Raw genomic sequence first — 13,653 nt, 5'->3', positions numbered from 1 at the left:
CCGAGGGGCCCGGCAGTACTCGACTACTAACCGGCGCAGCCGGGAACCTCGACGCAGTTGTTCGGTCGATTCTTGACCACGACGGTGCCGGTGGCGGTGTTCAGGTTCACCGTGCCGCCCGCCTCGTTGTAGATGCCACCGCCATCCTCGCCGGCGATGTTTTTGGTGACCTTGGTGGTGAAGAGGGTGACGGTTCCGATGTCTTCGTTGTAGATGCCACCGCCCTGGATTCCGGCCTGGTTGCCGAAGATCTTCGTGTTTCGTAGTACCAGCTCGGAGAGGTTGTAGATGCCGCCGCCCTCGAAGCTGGCGTTGTTGTTCTTGATAACACTGGCGTCGACGACGACGGAGGCGCCGTCGTCCACCCCCAGGCCGCCGACGATTGCGGTCAGGGACACGTTGTCGGCGATGGTAACCGAACGGAGCGTTACTTCTGTGTCCAGGCCCGCGAGGATGCCGCCGACCACCTCGGTGGCGCTGTTTTTCGTAACCCTGCTGTCCGTGACCGTAGCGGTGCCACTTTCGACGAAAAGGCCGCCGTTGGCTTCCCGGGCGCTATTTCCGGAGATGCTGCTGTGTTCGATCAGGACAGTTCCCGTACTGGTGGCCCCGGCGCCCACCAGGGCGGTATTGGAGTGGATGCCGGACTTGCTGATATTGAGTAGGCCGGAATTCAAGACGCCTCCGCCGGAAGAGTCGGCGGTATTGCGGCTGACCTTGGAGGACCGGAGGCGGGCGGTGCCGTTGTTGGCGATGCCGCCACCCGCGTCGCTGGCGATGTTGCGGGTGATGGTGCTGTGACTAGTGGTCAACGCTCCCCCCGCGTCCACCAGGAGGCCAGCGCCGTCAGCGCCAGCGCCGGTGGTCTGGCCGCCGGTGATCGTCAGATGGTTGAGGGTGAGGTTGCCGCCGGCGTTGACGGTGAGGACGCGGAACTGGTCAGCCGCGGCGGCGCGTTCGATGGTGGTGCCTTTACTCCCGTTGAGGGTGATCGGGCTGGTGATTGCGGGCAGGCCGGCGCCGTCGATGTTCGCGGTCAGCAGGTAGGTGCAGTCCCGGGCCAGGTCGAGCACGCCCCCACCGCGGGCGTTGGCCAGGGTGATCGCAGCGATCAGGGCGTCCGCGTCGCAGGGCACCGGTACGCCCGGTGACGTCCCGCCCTTCTTTCCCGGGTCCTCCCTGCTCTGGTGGCTGGGTTTGCCGCCATCGAGTTGGCCGCGGTGCTCGTCGGTGGCGGGGCGGTCGGCGACAGCGGCGCGGGTGCGTCCGGCCGCAGGGGCGGCCGGGGTGGCGGCGACACTGGCGGTGGTGAGGGCCAGGCCCGTCACTCCGACAGCCCACCACCGGGACCGCCCCCGGCGTCCACCAGATCGAGCCGGGTCGGGCTGGTGCGTGTGCTCCTGATGGCTCATCGTGGTCTCGGTCTCCTTCCCCGTCATGGACGAGAAGCCACCATGCCGGGGCTGGCCGGTGCGATGCTCCTCGGCTACCAGGCCGGCGGTAGCAGCCACCGCTGAGTTAAACCTGACATAGACCTGATAAAGACATGAATACGAAAAATATGCCCAAACCAGTCAAGGGGTCACGTGGATAGCGCGCTGCCGCGTGTCCCAGCGGGGCGGTAGCGCCGGCTGGGGCGCTACCGCCCCGGGGCTGGCAGCGCCCGGATCGCGAGGAACCCGACCGGCTCCCGCAGCAGACGCTCGTGGCGGTCTCGATCGACCAGCGCCCCTTCGGCGGCCGGTCGTGGCTCCAGCAGCCGCTCAATCAGAAAGCCCGCCTCGTGTAGCTCTTCGCAGGTCCGCTCCAGCGGGGCCAGCCAATAGCGCACCTGCCAGCCCCTGCTCCAGGTCTCGTCGACAACGCGCACGTCGAAGTAGCTGCCGCCATGCCGAAGCCAGTCACCGGTGGGGTGTAGCCGGGACAGCACGAGCGCCCCATCCGGCCGCAACACCCGCCGCAACTCCCGCAGCGCCGAGGTTCGGTCATCGACATACTCCAGCCCGAGCGCGAACAAGACCAGGTCCACCGAGGCGTCCGGCAGCCAGTGCAGCCGGTCAGCAAGATCGTGTACGTGGAAGACGCCAGCGGGGACGCGCTCTCGACACAGCTGGATCATGCGCGGACTCTGGTCCAGCCCGATCACCCGGGCGCCCCGGGCGGCCAGCTCCTCGGCGTAGAGCCCGGGACCGCAGGCCACATCCAGCACCGTGCGCCCAGCGACCGCACCCAGCAGCCGCAGGCAGGTCGGCCGGTCGTAGTGAGCGTTGTAGAGGCCCTCGCGTGCGTGCTCCAAGAACTCGTCGGCGAACGCGTCGTACTGCGGTCCCGGCCCCACGGCGTCCGTCATGTCGTCGGTTCTACGCGCAGCGGCGCGAACTCTCCATGGGTTTACGTGTACGCCTGGCGCGCCGAGGAAGTACTGGACCAGACCGGCCGCCGCGACGGTGCCCAGGAGCGGCACGGCGATCCTCCGGTAAGGCCCCAATGACGGTGTCTGAGCGGGGTAGCGCCTCGCGGTAGCTCTGTGACATGGTCGCGCCGTGAGTGGTGATACGGTGAAGCGGGCGGCGGTACCTGAAAAGCTGGACCAATGGCATGACTTCCGCAAAAGCGTAGCACTGCTTTCGATGGTGCTGTTTTTCTTCTGCCTGGTAGGCCTAGGTTTTTTGGCCTATCAACTGGTCATTGCTGGTGACGACCGCCGTGTGTTTAATCCCTGGTCGTTTTTCCGGGCCATGTCGGTGACGTTGCCGCTTGGTGTGGCTGCGCTAACGGGTATCGGCGTCTACCGGGCCGCCAACAACGTTGAGTCGAAACGGCATGGCCGGATCATGGCCCTAGCATTGCTGACTGCTGCGGTGCTACTCCTTGTGACGGGCCTTATCAAGGATGGCCTGTCGTGACCTTCTTCGTTGACCCCAGCATCGTGGAACGCGCCGCGAGAGAAATAAAGAACGCGAACGACGATGCGCAGGAAGCCAAGGCCTACATCGTCAAGCACACGGACATGCCTGTACAGGAGCAAGGGCTCTTAAGTGAATTTTGGCCCGCGCACGAGCGACTTGTCAACGCCATGAACGATCGACTAACTCACCTGGTTGAGGTTTTGAGACAGTCGGGTGACGGGCTGCAAAGCATCGCGACGCACTACCGGCAGACCGACCTAGACAACGCCGCCCGTTTGGACGCTACCTACCCGGCCGTTGACCGCAGCGCCTTTGAGGCGACCGATGGGCGACCGATGAATGGACCCCTGCCGTGATCGATCCTACCAACTTTCTCGTCGAGCCTAACCAGCCGGATGCCTCGCTGACTAAAGGCTTTGCCAACCCGCTCGGCATCCTGGACGCCATTAGCGTATCCCACTGGGTGAACCAAATAATCAAGGAAGTCGCGGGCTACGACCTCATCGGCCACGTCACCAACTTCTTCGTCGGCGATTGGGAAGCCTTCTACAAGGCGGGGGATGCCTACGGCAACCTCGGCCAAAGCTTGCAGGCAATCGGTCGCAACGTCAGCTTGGTAGCTTCCCAGATGGACGGGAATTGGGATGGGCAAGCCGCTGACGCCGCCTTTGTCTACTTCCGCCAACTTGCCGTGGCAACCGTCCAGCAGAATATTGTCCTGAGCCAGATCAAGGAGAATTACCACGAGGCCGCGCGTGCTATCTGGCTCTTGGCCGACGTTGTCGGTGGCCTAATAAAAATGATCATTGACAAGGCTATTATTATTGGTGTCAGCGCCGCTGCCGGAACCGCGCTTATCAAAACCGGTGTCGGTGCCTTCGCTGGCTACGGCATCGCCGCCTGGCAGGCCATCGAATTGTCAAAAAAAATAAACGATGCCGCATTGAAGATTCAAACCGGCGGCACCGTCATCATGGGATTCTTCAGCTTCATAAAGACCCTCGCCGAACAGGGAGGCGACTTGTCCCAGTTTCCGCTGCCGGATCAGCCCTACACCAGTCCGGTGCTCCATGACGCAATCTGAGTCGCGGCCAGAACAGCAGTTCCTCGACCTCACTGAAGGCGACCCTGGCCTAGCCAAGATCCTTTACTCCAGCCTCGCCCACCTACGCGACGGCATCGCGGGCAAGGACTTGCAAGAGATGGCAGGCAGTGTCCTCGCCGGCCACACCGACCTCCGGCAAGTCGCCGCCAGCGATGCCTATGGCGACGAAATCCTTGGCCGTTTCCACCACTTCAGAGATTGGGAACAAAACCTCGACCCGGAGGAGCAACAACGCCTCGCCGAACAAGCTGCGCAGCTGGCGACGGACCTCACCGGCCATGATCAGCAGTAAGGAATATCTCCGGAACCTTGTAGTACAACCGTAGACCCGGCCGCTGGTTAGCCCACCACGGCGGCATAGGCGAGGTTGACGGTGAGCGCGGCGAGAGCGACCACGAAGAAGAGTGCCCAGGCACCGAGCCGAAAATTGCCGGCCCGCACGTGTGCGCCCAGCGCACCGAGGAAGTACAGGACCAGACCGGCCGCCGCGAGGGTGCCCAGGACCGGCACGACGAACCCGGCCAGCAGGCCGACCGCACCGGCGCCGAGGAGCACCCCCAGGGGCCGTACCCACGACCGGGGAACCCGGTTGCGGTCCGCCTCCATCTTTGGATACTCGTGCCCGATCAGGTTGGCGACGGCGGCCGAACCGGTGAGGGCCGCGGCGAGCAGGGTCACGACAAGATACGTTGCGAACATCGTTGCCTCCGTGCACAGGACAGGGGTGTTGTCAGTCGTTCACGGACGAGATGGCGACCCGATTTGTGACGCGGCCGCGGGTGAGCCAGGTCACCCGGCTATCCCGGTCAGCTTCTGCGGGTTGCTGACCACGTGGATGGTCTGGACCAGGCCCCCCGCCAGGTGCAGGGTCATCACGAGCACGGTCTCTCCGTCGCAGCGGACCACCACACCGGGGCCACCGTTGACGGGTAGCACCCCGCTCGTCGAACCGACCGGCTGCTGCCGGGAGAGCACGACGATGGCCCGGGCCACCAGGTCCGAACCGTGAACGGGCTTGCGCGGCGCACCCGTGAAGCCGCCGCCGTCGCTGACCATCGTCACGTCTGGGGCCAGCACGCCGATCAGCGCGGTGATGTCACCACCGGAACAGGCGGCCAGGAAGCGCTCGGTCACCTGCTGCCGGGTCGCCGGGTCGCTGTCATAGCGGCGGTGGCGGTTCTCCACCGCCTTCCGGGCCCGGTGCGCAAGCTGCCGTACCGCCGGCTCGCCGCGGCCCAGGAGCTGCGCGACCTCGGCGTACGGGTACCCGAAGGCCTCCCTCAACACAAACACCGCACGTTCCAGCGGGGACAACGCCTCCAGGACGAGCAGTAGTGCGGTGGAGACGGAATCGGCGAGGACCACGTCGTCGGCGATGTCCGGTCGAGTGCGGATGGGCTCCGGCAGCCACGGCCCGACGTACGCCTCCCGTCGTACCCGGGCGCTGCGGAGCTCGTCGATCGCCAGTCGGACAGTCACCCGAACCAGGAACGCCTCGGCGTCCGCAACGGTGGCCGGATCGACCCGACTCCACCGCAGCCAGGTCTCCTGCACCACGTCCTCGGCCTCCTTGGCGCTGCCGAGCGTCCGGTACGCGACCGCGTACAACAGGCCACGGTGCCTCATGAAGGGCGCCTCGTGCGGGGCCCCTGCCACTTCCTCAGCCACCCGACCCATGATCCGGCTGTTGGCCCGAACTTCGCCAGCGCGGTCTTCTCGTCGGATGAAGGCCCCGTTCCTCCCGACCGGCGGTGGAACGGGGGCCTCCTCGATCCGATGTGCTCGGATTCCTATCCAACGCAGCCGGGTGCATCGGGAGCAGTTGCTTGGGACTCAACGTCTGCTCCCGGCGCGTTGCGGGGGCACCCAGTTGCCCTGCCCGACCGTGGCGAGGTAGTCGTAGGCGGTCTCGGTGGGCGGACACGGCCACCCGGATCCGCAGATCGGGCACCGGTCCACCCGCGGCCAGTGTTCGGTGATGATCCGCCGGGCGGACAGGATCATCCGGTTGCATAGCTGGACCGTCGACAGTCCGAGGCGGGGCCGGGCGTGGGTGGCCATCACCGGCGGTTTGCCCGTTGCCGGGCCAGCGGGGTCAGCAACGGCCGGTTGTCGAAGATGACCGTCGGCTGATTGTGCAGCGGGGAGTAGGCGCCGGCCCGTGCCGCGTACCGGGTAGCGGGACCGACGGCGTCCAACCGTGCGGGCTGGCGGCGGAGTCGGCGGAATAGTCGGATCATGTGCGTGCTCCCGCAGCGTCGATAGCGGTGAGACGGCCCGGACTCTGGCTATGGCCGCCCTCATTCGGGAGCTTTCCGTGAGGGGGAAATTACTGCTAGGTGGTGTGTGTCCGCAGGTTTGCTGCGGACATATTGCGAACGGCGGACTCGACACGCCTGGCCAGATTCCCTGTTCCGGTCGTCTCCGCGATGACCTGCACCCGTTCGTACGCCTCAAGTGCGGCGCTGACGTCGCCACGTTCGGCCAGCGTTGCCGCGAGGTCCAATCTGTAGGGGACGGTCCATGCCGCACCTTTCGCATACGGCGGCAATCCGTGCAGGCCGGCGCGAAGGTGCTCGACTGCCAGGGCGCTGTCGCCGAGCAGCCGATAGGTCAGGCCGCGCTGCATCTTCAGGTAGTCCAGAGAGTGAAAATAGATCCATGGCGGCTCCTGATCTGGAGCCGCGGTCGCTTGCATGGCGAGATCAATAGCCTGGTCGAGCAGCCCGATCGCGGTGGAGGCCGCTCCGATCAGGGCGTGACCTCGCGCCTCCTGCTGAGCGGCAAGCGCCCGTACGCCCGGGCTGGCTGGTTGCCGCCGGGCTGCCGCCGACAACCCGATCAAAGGTCCCGGTCGGCGGTGTTGCCACGCCAGGTGTCCACGCATGCTCAACACCGTGGCGATCATGTTCGAGTTGCCAACCTCGGTACCCCACCCCAAAGCGGTGGAGTACCAGCGATCAGCCGCGCGTGGGTGTCCGACGGCGGCGTTTAGCCAGCCCGCGAACTGGGCCCATTGGGCGGCCAAATCCACGAGACGAGGCCGCGGGCCATCGCGCGCTTCGGTGGTCAAGTCGGTGAGGAGGTTGAGTTGGATGCGGACTGCTGGGAGCACCGCGGCAGCGCCAATGCTGTCTTCGAGGCGGCGGTGTGCGGCGAGTGCATCGGTGAGGGCGTCGAGAGTGGCGGGCTCAACCCGGCGAGGGTGCTCTTGGGCGTAGGCCAGGCGGTCAGCCGGCTGACCTGCCGGCAGGGCTGGACGGATCAAGCGGGTGAGCCGGTCGCCGCTGTTGAGCGCGTCGTCCAACCGTTCAGCGAGATCCAGGGTGGGTTGTCGACGGCCAGTTTCAATGTCATGCAGATGCCCTCGACTGGACAGGGCAAGGGATGCGAGGTGGCGGAGGCTGATTCCCGCAACTGTGCGCAGCTGGCGAAGTTCAGCTCCAAAACAGGGGTCAACGATCGCCGGCATCGGGTTCCCCCAGGTTGAGGTCGGGGCGGCGGGCCACCGGCCTCAACCCCGGCGGGCCACCGCCATCGACGGTACTCCCCACCTGCCCGTCGTGCTGTCTGCGGACACCTTGCGTGATCCATCCGGCCACGTCGTGTGATTTCAGCGTGCGACTACGGGACTACGCTGGGAAGGAGATCGATGTTTCAGGGCTTTTCAGCAGGGAAGTGTGGGTGATCTTGGCGCCCAGCTCCGGCAGACTCGTACCGAGGTCGCGGCGCCGCAGGGCTGAAGGAGGCGGCGTGGGGGCTTAAGAGCGACCCCGGCAGTAGGCGGTGCGATGTTTACCCCCGTTCCTCCGGAAGGGCGGATCGGTCGCGCGGGTGAGGCGCCCAAGGACCCGGGCCTGGACGCCCGTGCCCTGATGAGGTGCTCAGGATTCGTACGGGTAACACCTGAGCGATTCGGTCCGGGGAACACCTGATTGATCTTGGGGGGAGCGCATGGGCAGGGTGAAACCATGTCGTCGCAACCGCCGTCGAAACGCTCGACCCGCCCCCAACTGTCGCGCCGCGCCGTGCTGACCGGTAGTTGTCTTGGTCTGCTCACCGCCGCCGGCGCCACGCTCTGGGGCGATCCGCCCTCAGCAGCCACGGTCAGCGATCCTGCGGTGGGCGCCATCCCCGAGGACCGGCTGTTACGGCCGTGGGGACGGCTACCTGCCACGGCGCGCGTCGGTACCGGAATCACGGTGGGGCCTACCGGGGAGATAGCTCTGCTGCACCGGGCGGGCACCGCGTTCGCCCACGACGCGGTCATCGACACGGACACGGTCGTCGTGCTGAACCCGCGCGACGGCACGGTGCGTCGGACTTGGGGAGCGGGACGGTTTCGTTCCCCTCACTCGATCACCGCCGACGGTGAGGGACGGTATTGGGTCACCGACGTCAGTACTAACAAGATCACCACGTTCGACGCGGCGGGACGGCAGGTCGGTGAACTGGGCAACGACTACCCCACCGGACTGGAAACCTGCCTGCGAGTACGCAACGTCCTCAGCAACCTGCCGTGCACCCTCGACGAGTACATCTTCGCCCGCCCCACCGACGTGGCCGTGTCGGCCGACGGGTCCATCGTCGTCACCGATGGTTACCGCAACTCCCGAGTGGCCCGGTTCGACACGGACCGCGTGCTGACCCGCCAGTGGGGCGAACTCGGTGACCAGCCCGCACAATTCAACATTCCGCATGGCGTGGCCCTGGACAGCAATGGAGCTGTCTACGTCGCCGACCGGCGCAACGCACGAGTGCAGGTCTTCAATGCCGACGGGTCGGTGCGGCACGTGTGGCACAGCAGCGCCCTGGGCCGTCCTTACGACGTCGCGATCGGTCCAGACGACGCGGTCTACGTCCTCGACGGCGGAGATCTCCTGGATGAGAACAACGGTGAGCAGCGCGGCTACGTGTGCCGGCTGTCGACCACCGGGCAGGTCACCCACCGGTGGGCGCTAGCTGATCAGCGCGCCAACCCCCACCAACTCGCCATCGGTGTCCGGGGGGAGATTTACGTGGCCGCTCTTGCCGGCGCACCCCTGTGGCGATGGGCTTCCCAGTGAATAGTCCCGCGACGGCAGTAGGGGGTTGACGGAGTCGGCGGGTGGTACAGGTAGAAGGCAACTTTGATGATTGATGGACCCGTTGCAGTTCACTGCCCGCGGGTGCCCGCCCGTCCGCATCCTGGACCCATCGCCGGTCGCTCTAAGCTCGCCGGTCGCTCTCAGCGAAGGGGGTACGTGGCGGGGGTGTTGAAGCGGTTGTCGCGGAGGCCTGGGAAGCCTGCGGAGTGACCCCTGCCCCTGCCCTGTCCCCTAAAGATCGTCAGGCCCCGGCGTGAACCGGGGCCTGACCTGCGCTTTTACGCGCTCACCGCGAGCGGAGGATACGAGATTCGAACTCGTGAGGGTGTAAACCCAACACGCTTTCCAAGCGTGCGCCCTAGGCCTCTAGGCGAATCCTCCGCCGAACAGGATACAGGTCCCGCCGGGGGCGCCCGCCCCACCACCCCCCGTTGATCGACATCCGGTCGGGTAGGCTGTCTGCACCCCCCCGTGCGGCGTGCATCTCGTGAACCTCCCCAGGGCCGGAAGGCAGCAAGGATAAGCGGGCTCTGGCGGGTGCACGGGGGGCCTTTCGGTGCCGCCGTCGGCACCTGCCGCTGAGCTGCCTTGTCAGCAAGGGCTCCTTCTGTTAACGCGGGCGTCAATCCGGTTCCTTCCTTGCCCCGGGGTCAGCGGGGCGGGTGGTCACCCGGGCCGGACCGGCGCAGAATGGCTCGGTCGAGAGGAGGCGGGACGCTGTGGCGCTGGCGCTCTACCGCAAGTACCGACCACGTACCTTCGCCGAGGTTATCGGGCAGGAGCACGTCACCGAGCCGTTGTCGCAGGCACTGCGCAGCGGGCGGCTCAATCACGCGTACCTCTTCTCTGGGCCGCGTGGCTGTGGCAAGACCTCCAGTGCCCGCATCCTGGCCCGGTCGCTCAACTGCGAGCACGGCCCGACCCCGGAGCCCTGTGGGACCTGCGTCTCCTGCCGGGCATTGGCCACCGACGGCGCCGGTTCGATCGATGTCATCGAGATCGACGCGGCCAGTCACGGCGGCGTTGACGACGCGCGGGAGCTGCGCGAGAAGGCGTTCTTCGCGCCCGCGCAGAGCCGCTTCAAGATCTACGTCATCGACGAGGCGCACATGGTCTCGTCGGCCGGCTTCAACGCGCTGCTCAAGCTGGTCGAGGAGCCCCCGGAGTACGTCAAGTTCATCTTCGCCACCACCGAGCCGGAGAAGGTCCTCGGCACGATCAAGTCGCGGACCCACCACTACCCGTTCCGGCTGATCCCGCCGAAGGTGCTCCGGCCGTACCTGGAACAGCTCTGCCAGGCCGAGGGCGTCCAGGTTGAGCCGGCGGTCTTCCCCCTCGTCGTGCGGGCCGGTGGCGGCAGCGCCCGGGACAGTCTCTCGGTGCTCGACCAGCTCATCGCCGGGGCAGGCCCGGAGGGGGCCACCTACGCCCGGGCCGCCGCGCTGCTCGGTGTCACCGACTCGGCGCTGATCGACGAGATGTGCGACGCGCTCGCCGCGGGGGACGGTGCGGCGGCGTACGCCACCGTTGACCGGATCGTCGGCGCCGGTCACGACCCGCGCCGGTTCGCCGCTGACCTGCTGGAGCGCCTGCGGGATCTGATCATCCTCCAGCGGGTGCCGGACGCCGCGCCGAAGGGCCTGGTGGACGGCCCGGACGACCAGATCGAGCGGATGACCGCCCAGGCGCAGCGGCTCGGGCCGGGCACCCTGTCCCGGTGCGCCGACATCGTGCACGACGGCCTGGTCGAGATGCGGGGTGCCACCGCCCCCCGGCTGCTGCTGGAGCTGATCTGCGCCCGGCTGCTGCTGCCCGGCGCCGACGACTCGACCGTTGGCCTCCTGCAACGCCTCGAAACTCTGGAGCGTCGGCTCACGCTTGCCGGTGCCGGTGCCGGTGCCGGTGCCGGTGCCCCGCCGGCCACTGCCCCCGCGCCAGCTTCCGCCCCGCCGGCCACTGCCCCCGCGCCGGCTTCCGCCTCGCCGGCTGCTGGCTCGTCCGCCCCGCCGGCTGCCCCCGCCCCGGCAGCTGGTACGCCTTCCGCGCCGGCTACCGCCCCGTCTCCCGTGTCAGCGGCCGACTCCCCGCCCCGCCCGGCGGCTACCGCGACGTCCGCGAGCACGCCGGGCCCGGCTGATCCGGCCGTGTCCGACGATGCTCGCCGTACCTCCCCCCGGCCGGCGGTCATGCCCGACCCGGCCACGCCCGAGCCGCCCCGGCCGGGTACGACCGGCCCGGGCCCGCTCGACGCGGCCGCCGTACGGCGGCGCTGGTCGGAGGTGGTCGGCCTGGTGGGCCGCAAGAGCAAGAAGGCCGCTGCCTGGGCGCGGGAGGCGACGGTCCACGAGGTCGACGGTCAGACCCTCGTGTTGGCCTTCCGTTATCCGTTTCACGCCCAGGCCCTCGCCAACGAGCCGGATCTGCTCATCGAGTCCCTCCACGAGGAGCTGGGCGAGCGCTGGCAGATCAGGTGCGAGGTAGCTGGGGAGCGGGTCGGCGGACCTGCTGCCGGGCCCCGCGCCGGCGGCCCGGCTCGGCCTGCGGCCGCGCCGGCTCGGCCGGAGCCGGCAGCGGCTCCAGCCGCGCCGACCCGCTCGTCGGCCGGTGGTGGGGCGGCTGGCGGTGGGGCGGCTGGCGGTGCGGTCCGGCGTTTCGCCGCCGAGGAGCAGGAGTGGCCGGAGCCGGCGCGCCCCGGTGGGGCTGCTGCCTCGCCCGAGCCGGTCGACAGCGCGGCTGAGGAGTGGCCCGCGACCGCCCGCCCGGGTGGGCCAGGTTCGGCCGCCACGGCTCCGTCAGCAGCGGCGTCGGCAGGATCAGCACCGGGACCGGCGCTGTCAGCAGCGGGGTCGGCGCCGTCAGCGGCGGGGTCGGCCGCGGGTGGTGGCCGGGTCTCCGGTGCGGGTGCGGCGCCTGCCGCTGCGGCTGCATCCCGGCCGTCCGCGACGAGCGGTTCCCCGGCGAGTAGTGCGATCGCCGCTGCCCGGGCGGCGGCTGCCGGTGGGGGGCGGGCGCAGCGTTCCTCCGCCCCGGCGCGACGGATAGCGGAGCCGGACTGGGCCGGCGAGCCGCCGTACGATCCGGAATACGACGGTGCGCCGCGTGGTGGTACGGCTTCCGCGGTGGTGCATGAGGGGTTCGATCCGGGAGACGAGCCGCTGGACGAGGTGATTGATGAGCGGACCGCCCGTCAGTCCAGTGAGGAGCAGGCGGTGCGGCTGCTCCGCGAGGCGTTCGGCGCGGAGCGGATCGACGAGGTCGAGTCCCGGTAGGTCAGCGGTGCAGACGGCGGGGAGCAACACCCGTGAGGAACACCAGTAATCAGCAGTAAGCAGTGTTAGCAGCAGGTCGAGTGATTAAGGAGCCGTTCGTGCGCCCAGGTGGACAGCCGAACATGCAGCAGATGCTGAAGCAGGCGCAGAAGATGCAGCAGCAGATCGCCCAGGCGCAGGCCGAGCTGGCCGAGGCGGAGCTGACCGGTGCCGCGGGTGGTGGCCTGGTCACCGCGACCGTCGCTGGCACCGGCGAGCTCAAGTCGGTCACGATCGACCCCAAGGCGGTCGACCCGGAGGATGTCGAGACCCTGGAGGATCTGGTGGTCGCGGCGGTGCGGAACGCCGCCGAGGCGGTCCGGGAGCTGACCGACCAGAAGATGGGGCCGGTGGCCGGCGGCATGGGCGGCCTCGGCCTGCCCGGTCTCTGAGCCGACGATGTACGAGGGCGCCATCCAGGATCTGATTGACGAGCTGGGCCGACTGCCGGGTGTTGGCCCGAAGAGCGCCCAGCGGATCGCCTTTCATGTCCTGTCCGCGGATCCGGCCGACATCAACCGGCTGGCCGACGCGTTGCGCAAGGTCAAGGAGCTGGTGCGTTTCTGCACCAGTTGCTACAACGTGGCCGAGTCCGAGCAGTGCCGGATCTGTCGCGATCCACGCCGTACCGATGAGGTGCTCTGCGTGGTGGAGGAGCCGAAGGACGTGGTGGCGATTGAGCGGACCGGTGAGTTCCGCGGCCGTTACCACGTCCTCGGTGGCGCGATCAACCCGCTGGAGGGGATCGGGCCGGACAATCTGCGCGTCCGGGAGTTGCTGACCCGACTGGGCGGCGGCGCGGTGCGGGAGCTGATCCTGGCCACCGACCCGAATACCGAGGGTGAGGCGACCGCCACCTACCTGGCGTTGATGGTGAAGCCGATGGGTATCGCCGTGACCCGGCTGGCCAGCGGCCTGCCGGTCGGCGGTGACCTGGAGTACGCCGACGAGATCACCCTCGGTCGTGCCTTCGAGGGGCGCCGGACGGTCTGACCCCCCGCTGGCATCCCAGGCCAGCGGCCTGGGCCCTGCTGGCACCGCATCAACGGGGGTCGTATTGATCTAACACCTGAGGTCTTCCAGGGCCGGAATGACGTAACAGTTTCGCATCGCGGCCGCCGATCATTCGGGAAGATCGTCGCTTTTCCTTCGATCCTTCGGTCTGGGCGGCGAAAAGCCGCGACCCGACATCGACTGTCCACCCGGCAGTTTCCGCGGCGTTGGCCGGACGGCTATGGTTCCCG

At 67.9% G+C, this 13,653-nt stretch carries 15 protein-coding genes, 1 tRNA gene, 1 other RNA gene and 1 pseudogene; 9 read left to right on the top strand and 9 right to left on the bottom strand.

Annotated features, from left to right (window positions below; translation table 11 throughout):
- Positions 1–26: 26 nt before the first annotated feature.
- The gene (locus tag H0524_RS02100) at positions 27–1,328 is read right to left on the bottom strand and encodes a right-handed parallel beta-helix repeat-containing protein (protein WP_180197586.1); all 1,302 of its coding nucleotides are present in this window, start codon (positions 1,326–1,328) and stop codon (positions 27–29) included.
- A 311-nt stretch (positions 1,329–1,639) separates the two neighbouring features.
- Positions 1,640–2,350 (bottom strand): class I SAM-dependent methyltransferase, encoded by a 711-nt coding sequence (locus tag H0524_RS02095; RefSeq protein WP_180197165.1) that lies wholly within the window; start codon positions 2,348–2,350, stop codon positions 1,640–1,642.
- A gap of 193 nt (positions 2,351–2,543) precedes the next feature.
- On the opposite strand from H0524_RS02095, the gene H0524_RS02090 reads away from it, so the two are divergent.
- The 4 genes from H0524_RS02090 to H0524_RS02075 are packed head-to-tail and all read left to right on the top strand — an operon-like array spanning position 2,544 to position 4,306.
- Positions 2,544–2,906 carry a hypothetical protein gene (locus H0524_RS02090; protein ID WP_309224975.1) on the top strand — a complete coding sequence of 121 codons (363 nt, stop codon included), beginning with the start codon at positions 2,544–2,546 and terminating at the stop codon, positions 2,904–2,906.
- Positions 2,903–3,265: a WXG100 family type VII secretion target gene (locus H0524_RS02085; protein WP_180197164.1), complete on the top strand. Its 363-nt coding sequence runs from the start codon at positions 2,903–2,905 to the stop codon at positions 3,263–3,265. Before H0524_RS02090 ends, H0524_RS02085 begins: the two co-directional genes overlap by 4 nt.
- Positions 3,262–3,993 (top strand): hypothetical protein, encoded by a 732-nt coding sequence (locus H0524_RS02080; protein ID WP_180197163.1) that lies wholly within the window; start codon positions 3,262–3,264, stop codon positions 3,991–3,993. The genes H0524_RS02085 and H0524_RS02080 overlap by 4 nt, the downstream gene beginning before the upstream one ends.
- Entirely contained in the window at positions 3,980–4,306 is a 327-nt protein-coding gene (locus H0524_RS02075) for a hypothetical protein (protein ID WP_180197162.1), read from the top strand. The genes H0524_RS02080 and H0524_RS02075 overlap by 14 nt, the downstream gene beginning before the upstream one ends.
- A 47-nt stretch (positions 4,307–4,353) precedes the next feature.
- Here H0524_RS02075 and H0524_RS02070 read toward each other — a convergent pair whose 3' ends face one another.
- The 6 genes and pseudogenes from H0524_RS02070 to H0524_RS24410 form a co-directional block, all read right to left on the bottom strand.
- Positions 4,354–4,713 (bottom strand): DoxX family protein, encoded by a 360-nt coding sequence (locus H0524_RS02070; protein ID WP_180197161.1) that lies wholly within the window; start codon positions 4,711–4,713, stop codon positions 4,354–4,356.
- Positions 4,714–4,803: 90 nt separating this feature from the next.
- Positions 4,804–5,691 (bottom strand): RNA polymerase sigma factor SigJ, encoded by an 888-nt coding sequence (gene sigJ / locus H0524_RS02065; protein ID WP_180197160.1) that lies wholly within the window; start codon positions 5,689–5,691, stop codon positions 4,804–4,806.
- A gap of 156 nt (positions 5,692–5,847) precedes the next feature.
- Positions 5,848–6,075, bottom strand: a complete 228-nt coding sequence (locus H0524_RS02060; RefSeq protein WP_180197159.1) for a hypothetical protein — start codon at positions 6,073–6,075, stop codon at positions 5,848–5,850.
- Positions 6,075–6,254, bottom strand: a complete 180-nt coding sequence (locus tag H0524_RS02055; RefSeq protein ID WP_180197158.1) for a hypothetical protein — start codon at positions 6,252–6,254, stop codon at positions 6,075–6,077. The genes H0524_RS02060 and H0524_RS02055 overlap by 1 nt, the downstream gene beginning before the upstream one ends.
- A gap of 95 nt (positions 6,255–6,349) precedes the next feature.
- Positions 6,350–7,129: a hypothetical protein gene (locus tag H0524_RS02050; protein WP_309225013.1), complete on the bottom strand. Its 780-nt coding sequence runs from the start codon at positions 7,127–7,129 to the stop codon at positions 6,350–6,352.
- A gap of 216 nt (positions 7,130–7,345) precedes the next feature.
- Positions 7,346–7,486 (bottom strand): annotated as a pseudogene (locus H0524_RS24410) (helix-turn-helix domain-containing protein); the annotation flags it as partial.
- 556 nt (positions 7,487–8,042) lie between these two features.
- Between H0524_RS24410 and H0524_RS02045 the strand changes: the two are divergent.
- Positions 8,043–9,080: a peptidyl-alpha-hydroxyglycine alpha-amidating lyase family protein gene (locus H0524_RS02045; protein WP_180197584.1), complete on the top strand. Its 1,038-nt coding sequence runs from the start codon at positions 8,043–8,045 to the stop codon at positions 9,078–9,080.
- A 317-nt stretch (positions 9,081–9,397) separates the two neighbouring features.
- Here the strand turns inward: H0524_RS02045 and H0524_RS02040 are convergent.
- Positions 9,398–9,482: transfer RNA gene (locus H0524_RS02040), tRNA-Ser, on the bottom strand.
- A gap of 82 nt (positions 9,483–9,564) precedes the next feature.
- On the opposite strand from H0524_RS02040, the gene ffs reads away from it, so the two are divergent.
- From ffs to recR, 4 genes are all read left to right on the top strand, one after another.
- Positions 9,565–9,655, top strand: an RNA gene (gene ffs, locus H0524_RS02035) — signal recognition particle sRNA small type.
- 165 nt (positions 9,656–9,820) lie between these two features.
- On the top strand, positions 9,821–12,370 hold the full coding sequence (locus H0524_RS02030) for a DNA polymerase III subunit gamma and tau (RefSeq protein WP_180197156.1): 2,550 nt from the start codon (positions 9,821–9,823) through the stop codon (positions 12,368–12,370).
- Between the two features lie 122 nt (positions 12,371–12,492).
- Positions 12,493–12,801 (top strand): YbaB/EbfC family nucleoid-associated protein, encoded by a 309-nt coding sequence (locus tag H0524_RS02025; RefSeq protein ID WP_218941301.1) that lies wholly within the window; start codon positions 12,493–12,495, stop codon positions 12,799–12,801.
- Positions 12,802–12,808: 7 nt separating this feature from the next.
- On the top strand, positions 12,809–13,402 hold the full coding sequence (gene recR, locus H0524_RS02020; protein WP_018218002.1) for a recombination mediator RecR: 594 nt from the start codon (positions 12,809–12,811) through the stop codon (positions 13,400–13,402).
- Positions 13,403–13,653: the final 251 nt, after the last annotated feature.

The organism is Salinispora sp. H7-4, from assembly GCF_013416675.1.
Taxonomy (GTDB): domain Bacteria; phylum Actinomycetota; class Actinomycetes; order Mycobacteriales; family Micromonosporaceae; genus Micromonospora; species Micromonospora vitiensis.
The sequence above is the reverse complement of the archived record's forward strand: the minus strand, read 5'-3'. Positions and strand labels throughout refer to the sequence as shown.

Coding starts and splice junctions, on each gene's coding strand:
- H0524_RS02095 (WP_180197165.1), bottom strand. CDS start 2,350: ATGACGGACGCCGTGGGGCCGGGACCGCAGTACGACGCGTTCGCCGAC.
- H0524_RS02075 (WP_180197162.1), top strand. CDS start 3,980: ATGACGCAATCTGAGTCGCGGCCAGAACAGCAGTTCCTCGACCTCACT.
- H0524_RS02070 (WP_180197161.1), bottom strand. CDS start 4,713: ATGTTCGCAACGTATCTTGTCGTGACCCTGCTCGCCGCGGCCCTCACC.
- sigJ (WP_180197160.1), bottom strand. CDS start 5,691: ATGGGTCGGGTGGCTGAGGAAGTGGCAGGGGCCCCGCACGAGGCGCCC.
- H0524_RS02060 (WP_180197159.1), bottom strand. CDS start 6,075: ATGGCCACCCACGCCCGGCCCCGCCTCGGACTGTCGACGGTCCAGCTA.
- H0524_RS02055 (WP_180197158.1), bottom strand. CDS start 6,254: ATGATCCGACTATTCCGCCGACTCCGCCGCCAGCCCGCACGGTTGGAC.
- H0524_RS02025 (WP_218941301.1), top strand. CDS start 12,493: ATGCAGCAGATGCTGAAGCAGGCGCAGAAGATGCAGCAGCAGATCGCC.
- recR (WP_018218002.1), top strand. CDS start 12,809: ATGTACGAGGGCGCCATCCAGGATCTGATTGACGAGCTGGGCCGACTG.